Raw genomic sequence first — 24,264 nt, 5'->3', positions numbered from 1 at the left:
GATGGACCTATTTTTTCTTATGAAGGGGAAAAAAGGGTAAAAAATTTTGTGGATGTTTCTTACAGAATTAATAATGATAAAACAATTTCTTTTGATGTTAAAGACTATCTTATGGAAGAACCCCTGATTATTGATCCACCCCTTTCACTTTTATGGGCAACATACTACGGAGGAAGTGATGGGGATGGAGGCTCTTCAATTACAACAGATGGCTCAGGTAATATATTTTTAACAGGAGGGACTTTGTCAACAGATTTCCCAACCTATGATCCAGGTGGTGGTGTATATTTTCAGGGAACAAATGCAGGGTATATTGATGTATTTATTTTAAAGTTTACAAATTCTGGTGTAAGGCAATGGGCAACATACTATGGAGGAAGTGATGAGGATAGAAGCTATTCAATTACAACAGATGGCTCAGGTAATATATTTGTAACAGGATTGACTTATTCAACAAATTTCCCAACCTATAATCCAGGTGGTGGTGCATATTTTCAGGGAACAATTGCAGGGTATGATGATGTATTTATTTTAAAGTTTACAAATTCTGGTGTAAGGCAATGGGCAACATACTACGGAGGAAGTAGTGCTGATGAAGGCTATTCAATTACAACAGATGGCTCAGGTAATATATTTTTAACAGGAGTGACTGGATCAGCAAATTTCCCAACCTATGATCCAGGTGGTGGTGCATATTTTCAGAGAACATATGCAGGGTATGGTGATGTATTTATTTTAAAGTTTACAAATTCTGGTGTAAGGCAATGGGCAACATACTATGGAGGAAATAGTTATGATTATGGCTATTCAATTACAACAGATGGCTCAGCTAATATATTTGTAACAGGATTGACTTATTCAACAAATTTCCCAACCTATAATCCAGGTGGTGGTGCATATTTTCAGGGAACAAATGCAGGGTATGATGATGTATTTATTTTAAAGTTTACAAATTCTGGTGTAAGGCAATGGGCAACATACTACGGAGGAAGTAGTGCTGATGAAGGCTATTCAATTACAACAGATGGCTCAGATAATATATTTGTAACAGGATACACTTTCTCAACAGATTTCCCAACCTTTAATCCAGGTGGTGGTGCACATTTTCAGGGAACATATGCAGGAGCTGTTGATTTATTTATATTAAAGTTTACAAATTCTGGTATAAGGCAATGGGCAACATACTACGGAGGAAGTTATTCTGATGAAGGCTATTCAATTACAACAGATGGCTCAGGTAATATATTTGTAACAGGAGAGACTTCTTCAACAGATTTCCCAACCTATAATCCAGGTGGTGGTGCATATTTTCAGGGAACACTTGCAGGATGGTCTGATGTATTTATTTTAAAGTTTACAAATTCTGGTATAAGGCAATGGGCAACATACTACGGAGGAGGGGATTATGATTATGGCCTTTCAATTACAACAGATGGCTCAGGTAATATATTTTTAACAGGATGGACTTCATCAGCAAATTTCCCAACCTTTAATCCAGGTGGTGGTGCATATTTTCAGGGAACATTTGCAGGTAATTCTGATGTATTTATTTTAAAGTTTGAAAGTGGTTTACTTGGTGAGGTGGATTTACGACCTAAAAAACCAAAACCTCCTTTTGAAGATAATGTTCTCTATGTCTTACAAAATCCAAAGTCCCTTGTTTTAGTTTTTGATATTAAAAACCCCTGTGAAATATCTTTGAATTTTTATAGTGAAAATGGTTCATTAATTGAAAAAAGAGAATATGGACCTATTCAAAAGGGAATGCACCGAATTGAAATAAAAAAGAATGAGATAAATAAAAATATATACTTTTTAAAAGTAAATTTTGGAGAAAAAACAGAAACAATAAAAATTTTGAATATTGAATAAATTTTAAAGCCACAGGAGGGACTTAAACTCTACTGAAAAATTTTATATGGTAGCCGCACCCTTTAGGGTGCGTTATGTCCCGCAGGCTAAAACCTGCGCCTACCATTTTTTGAAAATCTTTAACATTTATTCCCATATTCTATAATTTTATGGTAGCCGCACCCTTTAGGGTGCGAAAAAATTCGCTTAAACTCTACTGAAAAATTTTATAAGGGAAAAAATTAAAAGAAATTGATTTAAAGAAGAATAAAAAATTTTTTTTATTTAGTCTCAAACACATCAAAAAATTGATGTGTAAATGGGGTTAATTGAAAAATTTTAAAGAGATATTGGAAAGATTTAAAGATGATTATACAGGAAATTGAGCAGAAAAATTCAATATTATCAATATTAATTTTATCAATTGCCTTTTTTTATTATACTAAAAATTTTTATTATACTAAAAAATCCATAAATCTTTAGATAATTTTTCTCCCCTTCTTTTATTTTTTAAAAACATATATTAATAATCCTTACCTGTCAGAAATCTAAAATTTTATAGTGTTCTACATTTTATTGATTTTTAAATTTTATTTATTTTAAAATTAATATGGAGGTTTAAAATGGAAATTAGGACTTTTGAAATTGAGCCATTTACAAAAGAGCCGTACAGGCTTTTGGATGAAGAAGGTAAACCTCTTTTTGATTTTGAGCCTGAAGATTTTGGTTTATCTAAGGAATTTCTTCTAAGACTCTATAAAGATATTCTTATAACAAGGGAGATTGATAGAATGGGATGGATTCTTGTAAGGCAGGGAAAGGCTTATTTTTATATTTCCATAGGTGGACAAGAAACTTCTCATGTTGCTTCTTTATATTCACTTGAAAAGGATGACCTTGTTATGCCTTTTTACAGAACTGTTCCTTCTTTACATGTAAGAGGTGCTAAACTTGAGGAAATTTTTGCTCAGATAATGGGAAGAGCTTCTGATCCTTTAAAAGGTAGACAGATGCCAGGTCATTTTGGAAAAAAAGATTTAAATATTTTTGTTTTGGGTTCACCTGTTGGTCTTGGACATCCAGTTGCTATGGGTGTTGCCATGGGAATAAAGTATAAAAAAGAAAATAAAGTAATTATTTCCTATGGAGGAGAAGGTTCAACTTCTGAAGGACATTTTCACTCTGCGATGAATTTTGCTTCTGTTTTTGGTTTACCCTTAATAATTTTTATAGTTAATAACCAGTATGCGATTTCAGTTCCAAGGGTAAAACAAACAGCTTCAGAAACAATTGCCATAAAAGCAAAGGCTTACGGTGCTGAGGGTTACTACATTGATGGAAATGATGCTTTAATTACATATCTTGTCACAAAGAAGTGTGTTAATGAGGCAAGATTAAATAAAAGACCTTTTTTAATTGAAGCAGAAACTTACAGATTTGATCCCCATTCTTCAGCAGACGATGATAAAAAATACAGAAGCAGAGAAGAATTAGAAATGTGGAAAAGAAAGGACGGGCTTCTAAGATTAAAAAAATATTTAGAATATCTTGGTATATGGAATGAGGAAAAAGATGAAGTTTTGAAAAGGGAAATAGAGGAAAAACTTAATAAGATTGTGGAAGAGGTTGAGAAAATTCCTTTTCCTGAACCAAGGGATATGTTTTATGAGGTTTATGTTAAAACTCCATGGTATCTTGAAGAGGAATATCTCGAATTGAAAAAGGAAATGGAGGAGTAAAATGGCTAAAATGACAATAGGTGAAGCATTAAGGAATGCTCTTGATATAAAACTTTATGAGGATGAAAGAGTTTTGGTTTTTGGAGAGGATGTTGGAAAAAAAGGTGGAGTTTTTACAATAACAGAGGGATTGCAGGATAAATATGGAGAAGAAAGGGTTTTTGATACTCCACTTGATGAGAACGGAATTCTTGGAATGGCAGCAGGACTTGCTTTATACGGATTAAGACCCGTGGCTGAAATTCAATTTATTGATTTTATATGGCCGGGTTTTGATATCCTTATTTCTGATATAGCAAAGGAAAGGTTCAGGTCAGGAGGACAGTTCAGTGTTCCACTTGTTATAAGGTCTCCGTACGGTGGAGGTGTAAAAGGAGGTTTATATCATTCGCAGAGTCCTGAGGCAATTTTTGCCCATATTCCGGGGCTTAAAGTGATAATTCCTTCTAATCCTTACGATGCAAAGGGTCTTTTAATTTCAGCAATTGAGGATGAAGATCCTGTTATTTTTCTTGAACCAAAGAAAATTTATTTTGCCTTTAAAGAAGAAGTTCCAGAAGAAAAATACACTGTCCCCATAGGAAAGGCAAAAGTTTTAAGGGAAGGAAAAGATTTAACGATTATAAGTTATGGTTATATGATTCATGAGTGCAAGAAAGCAGTGGAAGAATTAGAAAAAGAAGGTATTTCCTGTGAACTTATTGATTTGAGGACAATAATTCCCTTTGATGGAGAAACTATTCTTAATTCAGTGGCAAAGACAGGAAGGGTTATGATAGTTGTTGAGGCTCCAAGAATAAACTCTTTTGCCTCAGAGCTTTCAGCTTTTATTTCTGAAAGAGCTATTTTCTATTTAGATGCACCTGTTGTTAGGGTTACTGGCTTTGATACTCCTTTTCCTTATGTTCTTGAAAACATTTATATGCCTTCTCAAAAGAGAATTTTAAGAGCTTGTAAGAAGCTACTTGAAGGAGGTTTTTAAATGCCCTTTGTGCTTAAATTACCTGAGATTGCTGAAAGTGTTGTTGAGGGAGAAATTTTAAAGTGGCTTAAAAAGGAAGGTGAATTTGTTAAAAAAAATGAACCAATTGTTGAAGTTGAAACTCAAAAAGTTACAGTTGAAATTCCCTCTCCTTTTGAAGGAATTTTATACAAGATACTTGAAAAAGAAGGGAGTGTTGTAGAAGTTGGTAAACCTTTAGCAATTATGATTAAAAAGGGAGAAAAAGTAGAAGGTGAAATAGAACTTAGTCCTTCTTCGGAAGAAAAAGAAGAAAGTATAGTTTCCCCTGTTAAAAATTTAGAAAAGGAGGAAATAAAAACACCTTTTTATGTAGAGGAAAAAGTGAAATTGCCTCTTGAACCACCTTATATAAAAGGAAAAGTCCTTGCAACTCCCTCTGCAAGAAAACTTGCAAGGGAGCTTGGAATTGATCTAAGTAAAATAGCTTCTGAGAAAAAGAGAATATTTAAAAAGGATGTTTTAGAAATTAAAGAAAAACTTGAAAAAGAAAAAGTTAAAGAAAAATTTGAAGCTGAAAAAGAGGTAATTCCCCTTAGAGGTTTAAGGAGGGAAATAGCTCAAAGACTTAGAGAATCGAAATCAAAAGCAGTTCATACTCTTCATGTTGATGAAGCAGATTTAACTGAGCTTGTTAAATTAAGGGAAAAAATGAAAGAACTTGCAGAAAAGGAGGGTGTTAAACTTACCTATATGCCCTTTGTAATAAAAGCATTAGTTTCAGCTCTAAAAAAACATCCTTATGTAAATGCCACATTTGATGATGAAAAGGGTGAAATAGTTTTGCATAAAGAATATAACATTGGTGTTGCAGTCGCTACAGAACAGGGTCTTATTGTCCCTGTTGTTAAAAATTGTGAAAGAAAAAGTCTTTTAGATATTGCAAGGGAAATATCTCTACTATCTGAAAAAGCAAGAAAAAGGGAGCTAAACTTAGAGGATGTTCAGGGAGGCACCTTTTCAATAACTAATATAGGTTCTATCGGAGGTCTTTTTTCTTTCCCTGTTATAAACTATCCACAGGTAGCAATTCTTGGATTTCATTCAATAAAAAAGAGACCAGTTATAAATGAAAGGGGAGAAATTGTAATAAGGGATATGGTTTATCTTTCTCTTTCCTTTGATCACAGAGTAATAGATGGTGCTGAAGCTGCACTTTTTATGAAGGATTTAATAAAATATTTAGAAACTCCAGAACTTTTATTTCTTGAAAGCATTTAGAGTAATATTTTAAAATTCTCTATTTAATCTTAAAACTTCAGGAGGTAAAAAATGGATTATAAAACAATTGTTATCGGAGCAGGCCCCGGAGGTTATGTTTGTGCAATAAGACTTGGGCAAATTGGAATTAAAACTCTTGTTGTGGATAAAAATTATATAGGCGGTGTTTGTTTAAATGTGGGGTGTATTCCTACAAAGGCTTTGATTCATGTTGCAAGTATTATTGAATTAAATGAAAAGGCTAAAAAGGAGTTTGGATTTAATTTTTCTGATTTCCGTTATGATATAGAAAAATTGAGGGAATGGAAAGATAAAATTGTAAAAAGACTTGTTACAGGAATTACGAGTTTGTGGAAAGCTTATAATGTTGATTTTATAAAAGGTGAGGCAATTTTTGATTCTGATAAAAAGATAAAGGTTAAAACAGAAAAAGGGGAAATAAAGGAATTTACTGCTGAAAATATAGTTATAGCAACAGGTTCCAGTCCCTTTATACTTAAGGGGTTTGAACCTGATGGTGAATTTATCTGGACAAGTGATGATGCAGTTTCTTTAAAGAAAGTACCTGAAAAACTTTTAATACTGGGAGGTGGAGCAATAGGTCTTGAATTTGCTTATATTTATAAAAATCTCGGGAGTGATGTTGAAGTAATTGAACTTATGGACCAGATTTTACCCGGAATGGATAAAGAAATGGCTCAGGAATTAACAAAAATTCTTAAAAGAAAGGGGATAAAGATTTTTACTGAAAGAAAGGCAAAGGAAATTTCAGTTAAAAACAAAAAGGTAAAATTACTTGTTGATTATAAGGGTAAAGAAGAAATTTATGAAGGTGATGTATTACTTATTTCTATTGGAAGAAAACCAAATTCAAGAATTGAAGGTATTGAAAAACTTGGTTTAAAAATAAATGAAAAGGGTTTTATACAAGTTGATAAAAAAAGAAGAGCAAATGAAAAAGGTATCTATGCAATTGGAGATGTAGCTGAACCTCCTCTTTTAGCCCATAAGGCTTCAAGGGAAGGTATTGTTGCGGCAGAGGTTATAAAGGGGTTTAATTCTGAGTTTGATCCAAGATGTATTCCTTCTGTTGTTTATACTATTCCTGAGTTTGCATCCTGCGGTATGACAGAGGAGGAGGCAAGGAGTAAGGGAATTGACATAGAAATTGGGAGATTCCCATTAATTGCAAGTGGAAGGGCTTTAACTTATGGTGAAAGTATGGGGCTTGCAAAAATAATAGTAAATAAAGAAAATGATGAAGTTATAGGAGTTCATATAATTTCTCCAGAAGCTTCTTCTCTTATAGGTGAAGGTGCCCTTGCTATTGAAATGGGTGCAACTTCTGAAGATATAGGTCTTACAATACATCCCCATCCAACTTTTTCTGAGATACTAATGGAAGCAGCAGAAAATGTTCATAAAAGGGCAATTCATATTTTAAATAGATAAAAGGAGTAAGAGTGTATGGAAATTTTAACAATTCAAACAAAAGAAAGGGAGCAATTTGTGGAGATTACCGATGAGATTAGAAAAATTTTAAAAAATAAGAAGTTTGATAAAGGGATAGTATTTTTATATGTTCCCCATACAACCTGTGGTATAACCGTTAATGAGAGTTATGACCCTGCTGTTGCTCAGGATATAATTCATTCCCTTCACCTTATTGCACCGCCGAAAGGTCCTTATAAACATACAGAGGGTAATGCAGATGCTCATGTAAAGACAACTATAACAGGAAGCAGTTTATTTTTATTTGTTGAAGATGGTGATCTTGTTCTTGGAAAGTGGCAGGGGATTTTTTTAGCAGAATATGATGGTCCGAGAACAAGAAAAGTTTATTTAAAATTTTTTAAGGAGGTTTGATGAAGAGAATTTTTAATTTAGGAGATTTTAAATTAATACATTTATCTTTTGGAACATTTAAACTTGATGGAGGAGCAATGTTTGGTGTTGTTCCTAAGGTTTTATGGTCAAAAAATGTAAAACCTGATAGAATTAACAGAATAACACTTGGTTTAAATCCCCTTTTAGTAATAGGTAAGGATTTTAAAATTTTAATAGATAATGGAACAGGTAATAAATATTCCGAAAAGGAATTTGAAATTTATGGAATTAAATTAAAGAATGATCCCTTTAAAATTTATGGAATAAGGAAAGAAGAAATAACTCATGTTGTTTTGACTCATTTACATTTTGATCATGCTGGAGGTTCAACAGAATATGTTGATGATAAACTATCTATTTCTTATCCAAATGCAATTTTTTATGTCCAGAAGAAAGAATTTGAAGATGCGATGAATCCAAATGAAAGGACAAGGGCTTCTTATAAAAAAGAAAACTTTGAGCCTATTTATAAAGAAGGAAAACTTTTTTTAATAGATGGTGATATGGAAATTTTACCTGGTATAAAACTCATTCATACAGGCGGACACACACGGGGACATCAATTTGTTTTGATAGAAAGTAAAGGTGAAAAGGCAATTTATTTTGGTGATATAGTTCCTACAAGTTATCATGTTCCACTTCCCTATATAATGGGTTATGATACATTCCCTCTTATAACACTTGAGGTTAGAAGAAAATATTATGAATTGGCATCAAAGGAAAAGTGGCTTACTTTTTTTGAACATGACCCTATCCCAAGAGCAGGTTTAATTAAAGAAAATGATGGTAAATATTTTTTTGAGGAAATAAAACCTTGAAAGTTTTTATTTTAGGAGCAGGTAGGTGGGGGACTGCACTTTCCTATATATGTTCTTTTAATTTTGAAAAAGTTTATATATGGGATAAAAATTCTCTAATTCTTGAAAGTATAAGTAAAGAAAGGAGAAATCCTATTTATTTTAATTTTTTTAAATATCCTGAAAAGGTAATTCCCTCTTTTGATTTAGAAAAATGTATCAATGATTCAGATGTTTTTATTTCTGCCATTCCAACACAGTATGTAAGAGGTGTTTGGGAAGAATTTGAAAAATTTATAAAAAAACCAAAAATTATAATCTCAGCTTCAAAGGGACTTGAAATTAAAAAACTTGAAAGGCCAAGTGAGATAATAAGGGAGGTTTTAAAGAGAAAGGCTAAAAAAATTTTTGTTTTATCAGGTCCAAACTTTGCAGAAGAAGTTATAAGAAATGTTCCTTCCCTTACTGTTCTTGCTGGTCCAGAAGAAAATGAGATAAAAAAACTTCAAAAATTACTTACAACTCCTTTTTTTAGAGTTTATATTTCCCATGATGTAAAAGGAGTTGAATTAGGTGGCGCATTAAAAAATGTTTATGCTATAGGAGCTGGAATACTTGATGGACTCAATTTAGGGTTCAATGCAAGGGCAGCTTTTTTAACAAGATCGCTTGTTGAAATGTCAAGGTTCGGAAAGGAATTTGGTGCAAGGTCCCATACATTTTCAGGACTTTCAGGACTTGGAGACCTTCTTTTAACTGCAACAGGTGATCTCTCAAGAAATAGAAATTTTGGAATTTTAATTGGAAAAGGTGAGAGCGTAGAGGAATCTCTTAAAAAAATTAAAACTGTTGAGGGTTTTTATACTTTAAAACCTTATGTGAAGTTGGCTGAAAAAAAGGGAATTTATATTCCAATTGCAAAAAAATTGTATGAGGTTTTGTATGATAAAAAGGATTTAAAGATTGCAATAAAAGAACTTATGGATAGACCTTTAAAGTATGAGGATGTTCCAGGTTTTGTTTGATTATGAAAATAAAGGCTATAACCTTTGATTACTGGGATACCCTTGTTCCAATTGATGAAGAAAAGATTAAAAAGATGAGGGAGGAAAGAGCAAAGGAGGTTGTAAGATTTTTAAAGGAAAAGGGATATGATTTTTCTTATGAAGAAGTAAAGGAAATTTCAAGTAAAGTTTGGGAGCTTTACAGGGTAAATCCAATTAATAATAAAGAAGTTACCCTTTATATTATGGCAGAAGAAATTTTAAAAAATCTAAAAATTAGAAAAAGGAAAAAAATGGTTAAAAGTCTTGTAAAAATTTATGAGGAATATCTCTATAAAGCTGGTTTAAGTGTTGATAAGGATGTGATAGAGGTTATAAAAATATTAAAAGAAAAGGGGTTTAAGCTTGGTATTGTTTCAAATACACCTGGGGGAAATGTTGAAAAAAAAATTCTTGAAGATACAGGAATTTCCTCTTTTTTTGATATAATGCTTTTTTCTTCTTTTGAAGGTGTAAGAAAACCGCATCCAGAGATTTTTATGAAAGTTATAAATTTTTTTAAAATAAAACCTGAAGAACTCTTACATATTGGGGATACTCCTGAACTTGATATAGAAGGTCCTTTAAAAATAGGTGCAAAGGCTATCTTATGGAATCCTAAGGGGAAAGAAGTAAAAGAGGATATTATAAGTATTAATAATTGGAAAGAACTAATAAATTTTGTTATAGAATAGAGATTTTCTTTAAAATTTAAAAAGAATGTCAATAAAATGTTCTAAGTGTTCTTTTGAAAATCCTGATGGTTTCATTTTCTGTGGTAAATGTGGTTCAAGATTAATAGAGGAGAAAAAAGGTGAGAGAAAAAGAGTTTCAGTTATGTTTGTGGATGTGGCTGGTTTTACAAGTCTTTCAGAAAAAAGAGATGCAGAAGATGTTGTTAAAATTCTCAACATCTTTTTTACAGAGGTAAAGAAAATTGTGGAATATTACGATGGAAAGATTGATAAATACATAGGAGATGCGTGTTTATGCTTTTTTGGAGTAAAAGGGGAATACGAAAATCATGCAGAAAAGGCAATAAGGGCAGCTCTTGAAATACTTAATTTTGTGAAGAATTTAAAAAAAGAATATGGAATAGGTGTGCATGTAGGTATAAATTCAGGAGAAATACTTTTAACAGGTATAGGTCTTGGTGAAACTCTTGATTATACTGTAATAGGTGATACTGTTAATCTTGCTCAACGTATAGAATCATTATCTGGTATTGATGAAATACTTGTAAGTGAAACAACAAAAAATTTAGCAGGTGACCTTTTCATTTTTGAAAGTTTGGGAACTCAAAAAGTTAAAGGTAAAAGAGAAAAAATTAAAATTTTTAAAGTTTTGGGATTATCTGAGGGGTTGAAAGAAAAGAGATTTCCTTTTGTTGGAAGAAAAGAAATTATTGAAAAGATTTTAAAGGAGATTAAGGAGAATAAAAAAGTTAAGGTTTTTGTTATATACGGACCCCCTGGGATTGGTAAAACTTCGCTTCTCAATAAAATTAAAGATTTAATTGAAAAGGAATATAAAGTTTATAGTTTCAGAGCCTCCCCTTTTGGAGGAGAGTTCAATATCTTTTCTTCTGAATTTAAGAAGAGTTTTGATTTTAAAAAAGAAGATGATTTTTTTAATTTTATTGATTATATTGAGAAAAAAGGGAAAACAGTTTTTATTCTTGATGATATGCAATGGGCTGATTTTCTCTCTTATGAATTTATAAAATTTATAATTGAAAGAATTAAAATACCAATTACCTTAATAATTGCCACAAGAAATAAGGATGTAATTTTAAGAAGATTAAGGGGTGTTGATTTAGATTTTACAGAATTAAAAGGGTTTGATTATGAAGAGTTTAAAGAATTTATAAATAAAGTAAATATTTTTCTTCCTATTCATTATCAGGAAGAAATATTTGAAAAAACAAAGGGTAACCCTTTATTCATTAATGAAATTCTTATATCAAAAGAGAAAAAAATACCTGATAGGATTGATCTTGTGATAATGTCAGAGGTTGAGAATCTTGAAGAAAGTTTAAAGGAGATACTAAAAAAAGTTTCTGTTTTAGGTCCTTCTTTTGAGGAGAGAGTTTTAAGTTTGATTGATTTAAAAAACGAAGACTTAGAAAAGTTAGTTGAAAAGGGCTACTTATTTAAGGAAGAAAATAAATATTATTTTAAAACTCCTCTTTTCCAAGAAACAATATATAACACTCTTTTAAAGGAGGAAAGAAGGGATATTCATAGAAAAATACTTGAAAATTCAAGTGATAAAGAAAATATTTTTTCAATCTATCATGCCTTTAAAGCTGAACTTTTTGATGATGTTATAAAATTTGGTGAGAAAATGCTTGATAGCTTATATGAAAGGGGAAGTATAAGTGATTTGAAATTAATAACAGATTTTCTTATTGAAAGTTATAAAGAAAAAAATTTAGAAGTTTCTAAAAACTGTATTTATAAGAGAATATATTCCCTTTTACATCTTGGTTTTTTGGATGAGGCTAAAATTTTAATAGAAAACTTAAGTAAGGAAGATATAAATTACTATGATTTCCTTTCACTTTATTTTAATTTCAAGGGAGAAAAAGAAAAATCCCTCTATATTCTAAAAAAAGGCATAAGTTTACTTGGAGATAAAGGTAAAAAACTTTTTTTATCACTTGCTGATGTTTTACTTGATATGGGAGAATTTAAAGAGGCTTTTTTGATTCTTGAAAAGATAAAAGATGAGGTTTCCTTTTTTGAAAAAAGAGATAGATTAAAATTTATGAATTTATATCAAACAGCTCTTGAAAATACCGGTGAATATAAAAAGTCACTTGAAATATCTTTAGAAATTTATAAAGAAAAAGAAAACCTTTCACTTGGTGAAATTGCAGATCTTGAGTCCAGTATTGCCTTTAATAATTTGATGCTCGGCAATTTAGAAGATGCGGAAAACTGGTTTGAAAAATCTATTGAGAAATATAACTTTTTGAGGGAATATAAATCCCTTTATCCTGTTCTTGTTGAATATTCTTATCTTTTATATACAAAAGGAGAATTTGAAAAGGCTTTAAAAAATTTAAAAAAAGCAAAATATCTGGCAGAGTCAATGAGAGATAAAGAATACATTGCAAAGATAGATGTTTACGAAGGGATAATATTCGTTTCTATGGGTAAAATAAAAAAGGCAGAAAAATCTTTTGAAAGCTCAAAAATTTTTTTGAGTTCAGAAGAACTTTTTAAGGGGGTTAATTTGACAGTTATTCATAATTATGCAACTTTTTTATTATATAAAAGGAAATTTGAGGATAGTATTACTTATTTTAAAAAACTTGTAGAACTATCAAGGAAAGAAAATGATAAATATGGAGAAAATCTTAATCTTTATTCCCTTTCTCTTTCTTATTTTTTATCAGGTGATATTGATAGTGCTTTAAAGTATATAGAAGAACCTCTTTTTTATTCTAAGAAGGAAAAATTAAAAGTTTTTAATTTTAGAGTTTTATCCCTTCTTTATAAAATAAAAATTATTAAAAAAGAGGATACAAGTTGTATTTTAAAAGAATTAAAGGATATTGTAAAAATCACTAAAAGAGATGACCTTGCTTTACTTTATAATTATTATAGATTATTTTCTTATGAAAAAGATTTTAAAGAGATTAAAAATAATCTTAAAAATTTAAAAAAAGAACTAAAATTCAATATTTATCTAATAGAAAAGTTCTCCTTAGATGTTTTGAAGAAATTTATTTAATTACAATAAATTTAGTTTTCCTCAGTTTATCTTTTGTAAAATAAATTCCTTTATTCATTTTATATACTTTTTTTCCTGAAAGGTCATAGAAAAATCTATCAATTAAGGTTAAGTTTTTATCTATAAGGTAACTTATTTTTGTTTTAATTTGAGAATTAAATTTATAAGATTCATTTATTCCCACACTTTCTATTAGTGATGATCCCTTACCTGAACTTCTATTTATTTTCATTACAAAACCTGGAGCAGAATCAACCTGGAAAAATTCTTCCTTTACTAATCCATGAAATATATTTCCAAAGTTATTAGGTGCCCACCAGCGGTCAATGGAAATATAATGATTAAGTGTAAGTCCATTTCCGAATCTACCTGTTCCCCAATATTCAATTTTAATGTGATAGGCTATAATTGAGCCTATTACAATATCTATAGTATCCATTTTTAAAAATTTTCCCTGCCCAATTTGAATTATTACAGTGTCCATAAACTGATCTCTATCAATGTCTGTTATGAATTTTTGATTTATCGTGTCGAGAACCCATAAATAATTGGGGAGTCTTAATGAATGTGTATCTGGAATTATTTTTATATTATTTATGACTTTACTTTCAGACCCGTATACAGGAATAACAGGTCCTTTAACCCATAAAGAATTAAGAGTATCCAGTTCTTTAAAAATTAATATGTCATTAATTGAGAAAACAGATGATTCTCTTGAATAATAAGCTTGTGAAAGTCTATCAGTGGATTGAGATATAGTTATTGTAGATAAAGATAATGGAGAAACTAAACGAACATAGGGTGTTTTGAGACTATCAAAACCTGAATAATTTAATGTTACAAGTTTATCAAGACCCCAGTAAGAAAGTATTCCTGCTTTTAGTTGTGTGAAGATTATTAAAATTATAAATTTTTTCATATTTTTACCTCCTTTTATTTAATTATACAGTTTAATTTTCTTTTTTTAAGTGATTTATCTCACATTTTAATTAAACAACTGAAAAAGGATATTTTGCGAGTTCATATGTTTTTTCCGAAATTTTTCTTCCTATACTGATAACATCGGAAGGATTATACCATCTTGTAAACTTCTTTATTCCTGTCAAAAGAAGCCTTAATTCGTCTCCCTTTTTACAGTTTGTAAGAATTTTTCTTGAATAACTTTCCATTTTTTCTAAGAAAGTGGGGGCGTAATATTTTATGCATAATACCATCAGTTCATTTTCCTTACCTATTTTTCTTAATTTTTCTGACCTTAATATAGCACTTTCAAAAGCATAGGTTTCAATAATCATATCCGAAATTGTAGCAAGAATTTCTTCTTCATCCCTTAAATTTTCTTTATAAACTTGTGCAGCAACTCCTGCTGAAATCAGCAAGACTTTTTTCATTAAATTTAATAATGTTTTTTCTTCACCAAGTGGTCCATTCAAAACTTGAACCATTGATGGTGTAAAAGTAACAAATTCTTTTGAGACTTTATCAATTTCCTTCAAAAGGGGTAATTTTCCTTCAAGGGCATTTCTCATTAACATTCCTGTAATCAGGAGCCTATTTATTTCGTTTGTTCCTTCAAATAATCTATTGATTCTTGAATCCCTGTAATACCTTTCAACAGGATACTCTGTTATAAATCCGTATCCTCCATATATCTGAACACACTCATCCACAACATAATCAAGAAGTTCTGAGCCATAAACTTTTAGTATTGAACACTCAACAGCATATTCTCTAATTCTTTTCATAACTTCTTGCATGTAATCTGGTGAATCAGGATTCAGTTCTTTAAGGGATTCATCTAAATTTCCTGCGAGTCTATAAGCCATACTTTCACCCATAAATATTTTTGTTACCATATTTGCAATTTTTTCCTTAATAAGCCCAAATTCAGCTATTGGTTTTGAAAATTGGACTCTTTCCTTGGCATAACTAACTGCTTCTTTTAAAGCTCCTTTTGATGCACCTATTGTTCCTACTCCCAGTTTGTATCTTCCTATGTTTAATATATTAAAAGCAATGTGATGACCTTTTCCAATTTCATAAAGTAAATTTTCTTTTGGAACTTTTAAATTTTCAAGGGTTAAAGCACAGGTAGAAGAACCCCTAATCCCCATTTTATGTTCCTCTTTTCCGATTATTAATCCATCTGAATTTCTTTCCACTATAAAAGCAGCAAAATCCTTTCCATCCACTTTTGCAAAAATTATAAATAGGTCAGCAAACCCTGCGTTTGTTATAAATTGTTTTGTTCCATTTAAAATAAAATAGGATCCTTCAAGTTTTGCGTTTGTTTTAATGTTCATTGCATCAGAACCTGCTTGAGGTTCTGTTAAGGCATAGGCTCCTATATATTCGCCTGTTGCAAGCTTTGGTAAATATTTTTTCTTCTGTTCCTCATTTCCAAATAGAACAATTGGAAGAGTTCCTATTCCAGTATGTGCTCCAAAAGTAACAGAAAAGGAACCATGCATGCTTATTTTTTCTGCAATTAACATTGAGGAAACCTTATCAAGATTTAGTCCACCGTATTTTTCAGGAATATCAGCTCCTAAAAGTCCAAGTTCCCCTGCTTTTTTTATTAATTTTCTTTGAATCTCAAAATTCTGGGATTCAATTTCATTAGTGTTTGGAATAACTTCTTTAATTATGAAATCTTCAGCAGTTTTTGCAATCATTTTCTGTTCTTCAGAGAAATTTTCAGGAATAAAGATTTCTTCAGTTGGTGTTTCACTAATTAAAAATCCTCCTCCCTTTTTATAAATTTTTTCCTCCATTTTTTTCCTCCTTATTTAATTTTCATATTAGTTCAAAAATTCCTGCTGCTCCCATTCCTCCTCCTATACACATAGTTACCATTCCAAATTGAACTTTTCTTCTTCTCATTTCATTCATTAATGTAACTGTTAATTTAGCTCCTGTGCATCCAAGGGGATGTCCTAAGGCAATTGCTCCACCATTTACATTTATTCTTTCCCTATCAAGGTCAAGTTCCTTTATAACAGCAAGAGATTGTGCTGCAAAAGCCTCATTTAATTCTATAAGACCTATGTCTTCTTTATTTAAACCAGCATTTTTCAGTGCCTTAGGAATTGCTTTTACAGGTCCTATTCCCATTATCTCAGGTTCAACACCATGCACAGTATAGGTAACAAATCTTAGAATTGGTTTAAAACCAAGAGCTTTTGCTTTTTCCTCTGACATTATAAGTAAAGCTGCCGCTCCATCTGTCATCTGTGAAGAATTTCCAGCAGTAACAGTGCCTCCTTCTTTAAATACAGGTTTTAGTTTTGATAAAGCTTCAATTGATGTATCAGCTCTTATTCCTTCATCAAAATCAAGAGTAATCTCTTCTATTTTTTGTAATCCATCCTCATACTTTATAACCTTTGTAGTAACAGGAACAATTTCATCTTTAAATTTTCCATTTTCCTGAGCCTTTAAGGCTTTCATATGACTTTCGTAGGCAAATTTATCCTGTTCCTCTCTTTTAATATTATATTTTTCTGCTACTTTTTCAGCTGTTAATCCCATTGAAAGATAATATCCAGGGAATTTTTCCATAAGTAAAGGAAATGGAGAAGTTTTAAGACCACCCATTGGAATTTTTGACATACTTTCAACACCACCTGCAATTATACAATCAGCCAATCCACTTATTATTTTAGATGCAGCAATTGCAATCGCTTCAAGACCTGATGCACAGAATCTATTTATGGTCATAGCCGGAACATCTACTGGAAGTGAAGCAGCAAGTGCTACAATTCTTGCTATATTCATTCCCTGTTCACCTTCAGGGAAAGCACATCCTAAAATTAAATCGTCAATTTCTTTTTTATCTAATCCTGTTCTTTTAATAAGTTCATTAACCGCACAGGTTGCAAGATATTCAGGTCTTGTATCTTTAAAAGAACCTTTATTTGCTTTACCTCCAGGGGTTCTAACCCCATCAACAACTACTATCTTTTTCATTTTAAAACCTCCTTTTAATTTCTTAAAGGTTTACCCTTTAAAAGCATATGTTCTATTCTCTCTTTTGTTTTCTGTGTTCCACAGAGGAAAAGAAAGTTTTCCCTTTCAAGATCAAGTAAGGTTTCTTCAGTGACCTCTGTGCCTACTGGCACATCTTTTACTGTTAAAATTTCTGATATTTTTTTGGCGATAAGAGCTTCATGTTCTGTAATCTGTTTTGCTTCAAGTAGATTATATATAAGCATTTCAAGATAAAAGTAACCATCTCTTCCTTCAACCTTTATTTTTTTCTTTCTGTTTTTTTGAAAACCGAGTTCATTTAGTTCAATAACTTTTCTCTTTGCATCATAAAGAAGGTGATCCTGATTTATTGTTATACCGTCTTTATCTCTTAAAAACAAAAATTTTTTAGCTTCAAAAGCAGAAGAAGAAACTTTTGCCATTCCTATAATTTCAAGAATTCTTCTGAGGTATGGATAAAAATCAACATTTATACCTTCTGGTATAATTTCTTTATGTCTCAATAACATTTCTTTTGTGCCACCCCCTGCTGGTAATAGACCAACTGCAATTTCAACAAGTCCCATGTATAATTCTGAAGAAGCTTGGACATAAGGGGAGTGTAAAACAATTTCACATCCACCGCCTAAAACTCTCCCAAAAGGTGCAGTTACTATTGGTTTATTTGAATATTTTATTCTCATATTCATTTCCTGGAATTTTCTTACCATCAGATCAATTTCATCCCATTCTTCTTCCTGAATAGCCATAAGTATTAAATATAGATTTGCACCTGCTGAGAAATGTTCCCCCTGATTACCTATAACCATTCCAGCATAATTAGAATTTTCAAGAAAATCAATGGAATTAAATACCATCTCAACTATTCCAGGTCCTATTGCATTTGCCTTTGTGTGAAATTCAAGTAAAAGCACATCTTCTCCCATATCATATAAAGTGGCTTCATTATTTTCCCTTAAAATTTTTTTCTCTTCTTTTAAATCACTGATATAAACTTCATATTTACTTTTTATTTCTTCCCTGTAATTTTTTTCTGGATAAAAGTAAAAGTGCCTTTTTGTTTTATCTTTTTTATAGAAACTATCAATTTCCTTAACCCATTCAGGGACCTTTTTACCGTCATTCTCCATTCTCTTTGTGAATTCCTTTACTCCGAGATAATCCCATAATTCAAAAGGTCCATATTTCCAGCCAAATCCCCATTTCATTGCATTGTCTATATTCAATACATCATCAGAAATTTCAGGAATTCTGTTGGCACAGTAAAGTAAGAGTTCAGAAAGAGATCTATAAGCAAATTCTGCTCCTTTATCCTTTCCCTTTATGAGAAATTTTATTCTTTCAAGTTCATTTTCTTCCTGCATAGCTCTTTCAAGAGAAGGAAAACTTGCCTTACTCTGCTCCCTGTAAGTCCAGTTTTTAATATCAAAGGTGTATATTTTTGATTCGCCGTTTACTTTTTCTTTTTTATAAAACCCTTTTCCGGTTTTATCACCAAGTAGCCCCTCCTTTATCATTTTTTCAAGAAATTCAGGTGGTTTAAAGATTTCTCTCATCTCATCTTTTGTAGCCCTTTCGTATACAGTTTTAGCAACATGGTATAGAACATCAAGTCCCACAAGGTCAAGAGTTCTAAAGGTTGCAGTTTTGGGTCTCCCCATTGCTTTTCCTGTTAAGGCATCAATCTCTTCTGGACTCAAATTCATTTCTTCCATTAATTTAAAAACATACATAATTCCAAATACTCCGATTCTGTTAGCAATAAAATTGGGGGTATCTTTAGCTATTACTATTCCCTTTCCCAGTTTCCTTTCAGCGAATTTTTTAAAATCTTCCAAAATATTTTTATCAGTTTCGGGTCCTGGAATAATTTCAAGAAGTTTCATAAATCTTGGTGGATTGAAAAAATGGGTTCCAAAAAAGTTTCTCTTCATCTCCTTTTTGAAATCAGAAGAAATCTCTTTTAGTGGTAAGCCTGAGGTGTTAGTTGTTAAAATTGTTCCATCCTTATAAAAATTTTCCACTTTTTTAAATAAGTTTTTTTTAATTTCAAGATTTTCAACAACTGCCTCAATTATCCAGTCTACTTCTTTAACAATTTCAAGGTTGTCTTCAAAATTTCCAATTTCAATATCCTCTGCAAATTCAGGTAAATATAAAGGAGGTGGAAATTGTTTTTTTAACCTTTGAATCGCATCTTTTACAATTTTATTTCTGTCTTTTCCATCCTTAGGGACTATATCAAGTAAATAGGTTTTAAATCCAAGACTTGATAAAAGGGCAGCAATTTGACTGCCCATTGTTCCTGCACCAAGAACACAAATTTTATTTATTTTCATTTAAATCCCTCCTTTAAAGGATTCTAAAAATATAAAGGATTCTAAAAATAATTTTAATGCTTATTTAAAATAAAATACAAAAAAAATGGGATGAGTTGATTTTTTTCTATAAAAGGATTAAATTAAATAATATGGCAAGTTTTAAAATGGTTACAGACCTTAAGCCGAAAGGTGATCAACCAAAAGCAATAAAAGAATTACTATCAGGTCTTGAATCAGGTCTAAGACATCAAGTTCTTCTCGGGGTTACAGGAAGTGGCAAAACTTTTACTATTGCAAATGTGATTGAAAAATGGGGTAAACCTACCTTAATTATTTCCCACAATAAAACTCTTGCAGCACAGATTTACGGAGAATTAAAACAGCTTTTCCCTGAAAATAAAGTGGAATACTTTATTTCTTACTATGATTACTATCAGCCTGAGGCTTATATACCTGAGACAGATACTTATATAGAAAAGGATGCTTCAATTAATGAGGATATTGAAAGATTAAGGCTAAGAACAACTTCTTCACTTCTTGAAAGAGATGATGTTATTGTTGTTGCCTCTGTATCCTGTATTTATGGACTTGGAAACCCTGAAGAGATAAAGAAAATTTATCTTATTTTAGAAGAAGGACAGAATATTGAAAGGGATGTTATTTTAAGAAGACTTGTTGATCTTTATTACACAAGAAATGACTTTGAACTTGCAAGAGGGAGGTTCAGGGTTAAGGGTGATGTAATAGAACTTATACCTGCCTATGAGGATTATCTTGTAAGAATAGAAATGTTTGATGACTGGATAGAGAAAATTGAAATAAGGGATAAAGTATCTCAAAAAGTTTTTGAAAGAAAAAAGAGAATTGCTATTTACCCAGCTTCACATTATGTTACAACAAGACCAACTCTTGAAAGAGCTTTAAAATCTATTGAAGAAGAACTTGAAGAAAGGCTTAAGGAGTTAAAAGAAGAGGGGAAGCTTCTTGAAGCACAGAGATTAGAGCAAAGGACAAGGTATGACCTTGAAATGTTAAGAGAAATAGGTTACTGTCCTGGAATTGAAAATTATTCAAGACATTTTGACGGAAGAAAACCCGGTGAAAGACCGAGATGTTTACTTGATTATTTTCCACCCGAATTTTTATGCATAATAGATGAAAGTCATGTAACAATTCCTCAGTTAAGAGCAATGTATAGGGGTGATAGATCAAGAAAGGAAGTTCTTGTGGAGTATGGATTTAGACTTCCTTCTGCTCTTGATAACAGACCTTTAAAGTTTGAAGAGTTTGAAGCACTTCTTGATAGAGTGATATATATGTCAGCTACACCTGGAGATTATGAAATTGAAAAAGCTAAGGGTAGAGTAGTTGAAATGATTGTAAGACCCACAGGTCTTGTGGACCCAGAAATTGTTGTAAAACCAACAAGGGGGCAGATTGATGATTTAATGGAAGAGATAAGGAAAACAAAGGAAAAAGGTGAGAGAGCTCTTGTTACAACCCTTACAAAAAGAATGGCTGAAGATCTTGCTGAGTATTTATCCTTAGCAGGTTTCAGAGTTAAATACCTTCATTCTGAAGTTCATCCAATTGATAGGGTAGAGATTTTGAGGGATTTAAGACTTGGTAAATTTGACTCTATTGTCGGTGTTAACCTTTTAAGAGAAGGTCTTGATTTGCCAGAAGTTTCCCTTGTTGCTATACTTGATGCTGACAAAACTGGTTTTTTAAGAAGTGAAACTGCTTTAATACAAACTGCCGGGAGAGCTGCAAGAAATAAAGCAGGAAAAGTTATCCTTTATGCTGATGAAGTAACCCAGGCTATGAAAAAGGCAATAGAAGAAACTGAAAGGAGAAGAAAAATTCAAATGGAATATAATGAAAAACATGGAATAGTTCCTGAAACTATAAAAAAGACTAAAGAACAAATTTTAATGACAACAATTGTTGCAGATGCAAGACTTGAAGCAAAGGATGAATATGAGGATGTTGAAAAGGAAATAGAAGTTTTAAAAGCAACCCTTGATAAAATAAGTTTGATTGAAGAACTTGAAAGGAAAATGAAAGAAGCCGCTGATCTTTTTGAATTTGAAAAGGCAGCAAAATATAGAGATGCTTTATTTGAATTAAGAAAGTCTTAATTTATTTCTATCAAATCTATAAACATCCTTTTCCCTTACATAAAAAATTATATTTCTGTATTCAGGTTTTCTATTCATAATTACTTTTATTTCCCCTTTCTTTGTATCTATATGACTCCCATCAAATACAACATCCACAATATCACATTTTAAAACATAGTATTCTCCAATAAAATCGTAAGAGTTAAGCCTAACATAAAATTCGTAGTTTTTGCCTTCCTGTCTTGCAAGATAAAATTTTTCTGGCCTTACACAGAGTATAAAATTTTCAGATTCAATAATATTAATCCCATGAGTTCCAATAAAACTTGCCACAAAAAAATTTTGAGGCTTTTCATAAATTTCTTCAGGTGTCCCAATTTGCATTATTTCACCTTTATTTAAAATGCATATCTTATCAGCGAGAGTCATTGCTTCAATCTGATCATGAGTTACATATATTGTGGTTATATTTAAATTTCTATGGAGATTTTTAAGCTCACTTCTCATTTCAGTTCTCAATTTTGCATCAAGATTTGATAAGGGCTCATCCATTAAAAAGATTTTAGGATTTCTTACAAGTGCCCTTGCTAAAGCCACCCTTTGCTGCTGGCCACCTGATATTTCAGAAGGCTTTTTTTCAAGAATTTCTTCAATTTTCAGAAATTCAGACACCCATTTCAATCTTTTTCTCTGTTCTTCTATTTTAATCTTTTTTATTTTTAAAGGAAATAGTATATTTTCCATAACTTTCATATGTGGGTATAAAGCATAGTTCTGAAAAACCATAGCCACATCCCTTTTTCCCGGTTCAAGATTTGTAATATCGTTTTCTTCAAGAATTATTTTACCCTTATCAGGTTTTAAAAGACCTGCAATAATTTTTAGAAGTGTTGTTTTGCCACATCCTGAAGGTCCGAGAACAACAAAAAATTCCCCTTTTTTTACCTCTAAGTTTATATCCTTTAAAATTTCTTCTTTTTTAAATTTCTTATAAAGTTTTTTTATTTCAAGATAACTCACTATCTATTTTATCTTCAGTATTTTCCTTTTATTTTTATTTATGTAAATTCCTTTTCTTTTGATATTTATAATTTTTCTACCAGTTAAATCGTATATACCTTTATTTATCTTTTCGTTTATTTTTTCAAATTTTAAAGTAGGTTTTTCATTGAGTCTTACATAAAGAAAAACTCTTCTCATTGCATTTGTGATTGTAACAGGTGTATTTACTGAGTAACCTGATAATTCATTTTTCTGTTGAATTGCATTGATATATGCAAGGTCGTATAAATCTGGATCTGCCCAGTTTTGAATACCTCCTCCGCCGTTATACTGTGAAGCAATAGAATCAACTTCTCTGAAATTACCAAAATCCTCAAGACCAATACCGAAACTTACCCAGTAAGATTTATGGTAAAGTTTTAAGGAATCAATTTTAAGTCCTGCTTCGTATACATTATATTGATGAGCAAAACTGTGTCCAGAAGGGTTTACATCACTATAGTCATACTTTAGTAATCTTGCTGTATACATTGAAAAAACACCAGAATATTGCCATTCACCTGATACTGTAACATCTGAATATTGTGGCGCATATTTTGCCCCTTGACGGTTTATTAGAGTGTCTATTGTGAAATAGGCAATAAAAGATGGCCAGTCCTGTCCTCCATTAAAGGTATCGCTTACAACTATTAAGAAATAAAGGAAAGTATCAGTGCTTGTTGCTCCCTCTGTGAATCTAAATTGTCGTAGGTCTGCCTCTTTTGATTTGAATCTTGGTATACCTCCAGGTAAAGTATCAGTTGGATAAGTATAATCTCCGTCACCAAAGTCATCATCAATCTCATCAAGCCAGACTGATTCATAGGGATCTATTGTGTATCCAGGGTGGAGTAGGTAAAAAAAAGTATCTCTCTGCGAAACAGAATGGGACATCCAATCAGAAGGGTCCCCATCCACTGTTATAATATGGGCTTTTAAGATAAAACCAATAAATGAAATTGTTAATATTTTTTTCATAATTAATTTTAAAAAAAATTAATAGATAAATCAATTTTATGTAGAATACCATGAAAATATTGAATTTTTTTGCTCAATTTCCTGTATAATCATCTTTAAATCTTTCCAATATTTCTTAAAAATTTTTCAATTAGCCCCATTTACACATCAATTTTTTTGATGTGTTCGAGACTAAATAAAAAAACTTTTTTATTCTTCTTTAAATCAATTTCTTTTAATTTTTTCCCTTAAAATTTTTCAGTAGAGTTTAAGCCTGCAAAGTTTTCGCACCCTAAAGGGTGCGGCTACCATAAAGTTATGGAATATGGGAATAAATGTTAAAGATTTTCAAAAAATGGTAGACGCAGGCTTTAGCCTGCAAAATAAAACAAGAGAATTAATTTAACACACCCTGAAGGGTGCGGCTACCTTATAAAATTTTTCAGTAGAGTTTAAGTCCCTCCTGTGGATTTAAAATTTATTCAATATTCAAAATTTTTATTGTTTCTGTTTTTTCTCCAAAATTTACTTT

Annotated in this window: 17 protein-coding genes; 11 read left to right on the top strand and 6 right to left on the bottom strand. The window is 31.2% G+C overall.

Going from position 1 to position 24,264, the window contains the following annotated elements; translation table 11 throughout:
* The 10 genes from ABIN17_08420 to ABIN17_08375 form a co-directional block, all read left to right on the top strand.
* The coding region (locus ABIN17_08420) for an SBBP repeat-containing protein (GenBank protein MEO0285075.1) at positions 1 to 1,872 on the top strand (1,872 nt) is incomplete at its 5' end.
* A 602-nt stretch (positions 1,873 to 2,474) separates the two neighbouring features.
* Entirely contained in the window at positions 2,475 to 3,590 is a 1,116-nt protein-coding gene (locus ABIN17_08415; protein MEO0285074.1) for a thiamine pyrophosphate-dependent dehydrogenase E1 component subunit alpha, read from the top strand.
* Between the two features lies 1 nt (position 3,591).
* A complete protein-coding gene (locus ABIN17_08410) occupies positions 3,592 to 4,572 on the top strand; it encodes an alpha-ketoacid dehydrogenase subunit beta (GenBank protein ID MEO0285073.1) in 981 nt (326 codons plus the stop codon).
* Entirely contained in the window at positions 4,573 to 5,832 is a 1,260-nt protein-coding gene (locus ABIN17_08405; GenBank protein MEO0285072.1) for a dihydrolipoamide acetyltransferase family protein, read from the top strand.
* A 51-nt stretch (positions 5,833 to 5,883) separates the two neighbouring features.
* A complete protein-coding gene (gene lpdA, locus ABIN17_08400) occupies positions 5,884 to 7,284 on the top strand; it encodes a dihydrolipoyl dehydrogenase (protein ID MEO0285071.1) in 1,401 nt (466 codons plus the stop codon).
* Positions 7,285 to 7,299: 15 nt separating this feature from the next.
* On the top strand, positions 7,300 to 7,698 hold the full coding sequence (locus tag ABIN17_08395) for a secondary thiamine-phosphate synthase enzyme YjbQ (protein MEO0285070.1): 399 nt from the start codon (positions 7,300 to 7,302) through the stop codon (positions 7,696 to 7,698).
* Positions 7,698 to 8,537, top strand: a complete 840-nt coding sequence (locus ABIN17_08390; GenBank protein MEO0285069.1) for an MBL fold metallo-hydrolase — start codon at positions 7,698 to 7,700, stop codon at positions 8,535 to 8,537. Before ABIN17_08395 ends, ABIN17_08390 begins: the two co-directional genes overlap by 1 nt.
* Complete coding sequence (locus ABIN17_08385; GenBank protein ID MEO0285068.1) at positions 8,534 to 9,541, top strand: NAD(P)H-dependent glycerol-3-phosphate dehydrogenase; 1,008 nt, start codon at positions 8,534 to 8,536, stop codon at positions 9,539 to 9,541. The genes ABIN17_08390 and ABIN17_08385 overlap by 4 nt, the downstream gene beginning before the upstream one ends.
* A 2-nt stretch (positions 9,542 to 9,543) precedes the next feature.
* Entirely contained in the window at positions 9,544 to 10,254 is a 711-nt protein-coding gene (locus ABIN17_08380) for an HAD family hydrolase (GenBank protein ID MEO0285067.1), read from the top strand.
* Between the two features lie 25 nt (positions 10,255 to 10,279).
* On the top strand, positions 10,280 to 13,300 hold the full coding sequence (locus tag ABIN17_08375) for an adenylate/guanylate cyclase domain-containing protein (GenBank protein ID MEO0285066.1): 3,021 nt from the start codon (positions 10,280 to 10,282) through the stop codon (positions 13,298 to 13,300).
* Here the strand turns inward: ABIN17_08375 and ABIN17_08370 are convergent.
* From ABIN17_08370 to ABIN17_08355, 4 genes are all read right to left on the bottom strand, one after another.
* Entirely contained in the window at positions 13,293 to 14,219 is a 927-nt protein-coding gene (locus tag ABIN17_08370) for a hypothetical protein (GenBank protein MEO0285065.1), read from the bottom strand. The genes ABIN17_08375 and ABIN17_08370 overlap by 8 nt on opposite strands.
* Before the next feature lie 70 nt (positions 14,220 to 14,289).
* Positions 14,290 to 16,074, bottom strand: coding sequence for an acyl-CoA dehydrogenase family protein (locus ABIN17_08365; protein MEO0285064.1), 1,785 nt, complete (start codon positions 16,072 to 16,074; stop codon positions 14,290 to 14,292).
* 22 nt (positions 16,075 to 16,096) lie between these two features.
* Positions 16,097 to 17,269 (bottom strand): thiolase family protein, encoded by a 1,173-nt coding sequence (locus ABIN17_08360; GenBank protein MEO0285063.1) that lies wholly within the window; start codon positions 17,267 to 17,269, stop codon positions 16,097 to 16,099.
* A 14-nt stretch (positions 17,270 to 17,283) separates the two neighbouring features.
* Complete coding sequence (locus ABIN17_08355) at positions 17,284 to 19,629, bottom strand: 3-hydroxyacyl-CoA dehydrogenase NAD-binding domain-containing protein (protein ID MEO0285062.1); 2,346 nt, start codon at positions 19,627 to 19,629, stop codon at positions 17,284 to 17,286.
* 131 nt (positions 19,630 to 19,760) lie between these two features.
* Between ABIN17_08355 and uvrB the strand changes: the two genes are divergently transcribed.
* Positions 19,761 to 21,752, top strand: a complete 1,992-nt coding sequence (gene uvrB, locus ABIN17_08350; GenBank protein ID MEO0285061.1) for an excinuclease ABC subunit UvrB — start codon at positions 19,761 to 19,763, stop codon at positions 21,750 to 21,752.
* Here uvrB and ABIN17_08345 read toward each other — a convergent pair.
* Positions 21,738 to 22,754, bottom strand: coding sequence for an ABC transporter ATP-binding protein (locus ABIN17_08345; GenBank protein ID MEO0285060.1), 1,017 nt, complete (start codon positions 22,752 to 22,754; stop codon positions 21,738 to 21,740). The genes uvrB and ABIN17_08345 overlap by 15 nt on opposite strands.
* A gap of 3 nt (positions 22,755 to 22,757) precedes the next feature.
* A complete protein-coding gene (locus ABIN17_08340; GenBank protein ID MEO0285059.1) occupies positions 22,758 to 23,753 on the bottom strand; it encodes a glucodextranase DOMON-like domain-containing protein in 996 nt (331 codons plus the stop codon).
* Between the last annotated feature and the right edge of the window lie 511 nt (positions 23,754 to 24,264).

Source organism: candidate division WOR-3 bacterium, assembly GCA_039803925.1.
Lineage (GTDB): Bacteria > Hydrothermota > Hydrothermia > Hydrothermales > JAJRUZ01 > JBCNVI01.
Note: the sequence above shows the minus strand (reverse complement) of the source record. Positions and strands in the feature narration are given on the sequence as shown.

Bases quoted from the DNA above. Each gene is read 5' to 3' on its own strand.
- ABIN17_08415 (MEO0285074.1), top strand. From the start codon at position 2,475: ATGGAAATTAGGACTTTTGAAATTGAGCCATTTACAAAAGAGCCGTAC.
- uvrB (MEO0285061.1), top strand. From the start codon at position 19,761: ATGGCAAGTTTTAAAATGGTTACAGACCTTAAGCCGAAAGGTGATCAA.
- ABIN17_08380 (MEO0285067.1), top strand. From the start codon at position 9,544: ATGAAAATAAAGGCTATAACCTTTGATTACTGGGATACCCTTGTTCCA.
- ABIN17_08355 (MEO0285062.1), bottom strand. From the start codon at position 19,629: ATGAAAATAAATAAAATTTGTGTTCTTGGTGCAGGAACAATGGGCAGT.
- ABIN17_08375 (MEO0285066.1), top strand. From the start codon at position 10,280: ATGTCAATAAAATGTTCTAAGTGTTCTTTTGAAAATCCTGATGGTTTC.
- ABIN17_08410 (MEO0285073.1), top strand. From the start codon at position 3,592: ATGGCTAAAATGACAATAGGTGAAGCATTAAGGAATGCTCTTGATATA.
- ABIN17_08365 (MEO0285064.1), bottom strand. From the start codon at position 16,074: ATGGAGGAAAAAATTTATAAAAAGGGAGGAGGATTTTTAATTAGTGAA.
- ABIN17_08370 (MEO0285065.1), bottom strand. From the start codon at position 14,219: ATGAAAAAATTTATAATTTTAATAATCTTCACACAACTAAAAGCAGGA.
- ABIN17_08405 (MEO0285072.1), top strand. From the start codon at position 4,573: ATGCCCTTTGTGCTTAAATTACCTGAGATTGCTGAAAGTGTTGTTGAG.
- ABIN17_08360 (MEO0285063.1), bottom strand. From the start codon at position 17,269: ATGAAAAAGATAGTAGTTGTTGATGGGGTTAGAACCCCTGGAGGTAAA.
- ABIN17_08390 (MEO0285069.1), top strand. From the start codon at position 7,698: ATGAAGAGAATTTTTAATTTAGGAGATTTTAAATTAATACATTTATCT.
- lpdA (MEO0285071.1), top strand. From the start codon at position 5,884: ATGGATTATAAAACAATTGTTATCGGAGCAGGCCCCGGAGGTTATGTT.
- ABIN17_08395 (MEO0285070.1), top strand. From the start codon at position 7,300: ATGGAAATTTTAACAATTCAAACAAAAGAAAGGGAGCAATTTGTGGAG.
- ABIN17_08340 (MEO0285059.1), bottom strand. From the start codon at position 23,753: ATGAAAAAAATATTAACAATTTCATTTATTGGTTTTATCTTAAAAGCC.